The 2,096-nt window shown below is 55.7% G+C and carries 1 protein-coding gene; it reads right to left on the reverse strand.

All coding sequences use genetic code 11. The features are described from left to right. Window positions 1-172: 172 nt before the first annotated feature. Window positions 173-1,867: a phospho-sugar mutase gene (locus DWV43_RS09895; protein ID WP_055252695.1), complete on the reverse strand. Its 1,695-nt coding sequence runs from the start codon at window positions 1,865-1,867 to the stop codon at window positions 173-175. Window positions 1,868-2,096 lie beyond the last annotated feature (229 nt).

Genomic DNA, 2,096 nt, shown 5'->3' on the forward strand with positions numbered 1-2,096 from the left:
CGCGCGGCAAGGAGATATATTGCCAGACCGGAGGGGCGCCGGGGACGGGAATCTGGGCGTACACATTTCCTACACATATAAGGACTCTCGGCTGGCTGGGTAAATATAAGAGGGGACCTCGTTTCCGAGATCCCCTCTTTCGCCTATCTACAGTAATAGACTCTTAAATACCTTATGCCAGCAGCTTGCGACCGGACTCTTCAATCGCGTCAAGTGCTGCATCAGCTTCGGCGGCATCCGCGCCCTTGGCAAAGATATACAGCTTGATCTTGGGCTCGGTGCCGGAAGGACGGACGATACCCTTGTTGCCACCCTCGAGATCGAACTCAATGACATTAGCCTTCGGCAGGCCGTTCACGCAGGTGTTGTAGTCCACGACGGCTTCAATCTTGGAACCGGCGAGCTCCGCGGGCGGGTTCTCGCGCAGACCGGCCATGATGCCGGCCATCTTTGCCGCACCCTCAGCACCCGGATAGCTCAGCGAAATCGTCTTATTGTGGTAGTAGCCATACTTCTCGTACAGCTCGTGCATCGCGTCGGCGAGGTTCTTACCCTGCAGCTTGTAATACTGCGCCATCTGGCAAATCAGCAGCGAAGTGCTCACGGCGTCCTTGTCGCGCACGTGATCACCAGCCAGATAACCGTAGCTCTCCTCAAAACCGAAGATAAAGCGATCGACTTCACCGGCATCGGAAAGCGAGGTAATGATGTCACCGATGTACTTGAAGCCCGTCAGGCAGCGACGGAGCTCAAAGCCATATTCCTCGGCCAGAGCATCGACCATGGCGGAAGAAACAATGGTAGTAACCGCGACCTTCTTAGTGAGGTCCTCGCCGCGGGCGGCACGGGTCTTGCAAATATAGTCGAGCAGCAGGACGCCCATCTCGTTACCGGTCAGCAGCAGATAGTCATCGCCATTCTTAACGGCAACACCAACACGGTCGGCGTCGGGATCGGTCGCAAGCAGCAGATCGGGGTGAACCTGCTCGCAGAGATCGATGCCCTTCTGCATGGCCTGTCGGATCTCGGGGTTAGGATACGGGCAGGTCGGGAAATCGCCGTTAGGTTCCTTCTGCTCGGGAACAACCGTGACATCAGTGATGCCAGCGCGCTCGAGCACCGTGGTGACGGGAATGAGGCCGGTACCATTCAGCGGCGTATAGACAAGCTTGAGCGGTGCGCCGGCAATCTCCTCGGCAGAAAGATTCGTAACGCCGCGAGCGAGAACGGCGTCGTAATAACGCTCGAGGCACGAGTCATCGATCCATTTGACCAGGCCCTGCTCAAGAGCCTCATCGAAGTCCATGGACTTCACACCGGTGAACGTATCGGTCTCGGCGATAGCCTTAGAAATTGCATCGGCGGCCTCGCTGGTGATCTGGCAGCCGTCGGGGCCATAGGCCTTATAGCCGTTATACGGTGCCGGGTTATGACTAGCGGTCATGCAAATGCCACCGGAGCACTTAAGATCACGGACGGCCCAGGAGAGCGTCGGCACAGGAGAAATCTTGGGATAAACGAGGGCAGTCACGCCGTTTGCTGCAAGAATGGCAGCCGTCGTCTTAACGAACAGCTCACCTTTATTGCGGCTATCGCGAGCGATGGCAACCGTTGGATGCTCGAAGGTCGCATTGAGGTAGTCAGCGAATCCCTGGGTCGCACGACCGACCGTATAGATATTCATACGGTTAGTGCCCGCACCGATAGTGCCGCGAAGGCCGGCAGTACCGAAGGCGAGATCCTGGAAGAAAGCATCGGTGATGGCGTCCTCATCACCCTGCTCCTTCATCGTGTTAAGCTCAGCGAGGAGCTCCTCGTCCTTGACATTGGCAATCCAAGTATCAAGCAGCTCATGAACATCTGCCATGTGAGTCCTTCCGTCACAATCAATAAAACGACCCGTGTAAAAACAGGACAAGCGCAGCAGTGCGCTAAAGCAAATATTAGTCCATTGAGAACAGAGAACCGACCAAAGAACGGTGAACGTCTATATTCAGCGGTGGATGATTAAATTGATTTAATTGCATAAGGAATGTTGCCCGTAAACGCAAAAAAGGGGGAGGCCGCGAGGCCTCCCCCTTCTTCAAGTCATCAGA

The sequence above is a fragment of the Collinsella sp. AF05-9 genome, from assembly GCF_003465595.1.
Taxonomy (GTDB): domain Bacteria; phylum Actinomycetota; class Coriobacteriia; order Coriobacteriales; family Coriobacteriaceae; genus Collinsella.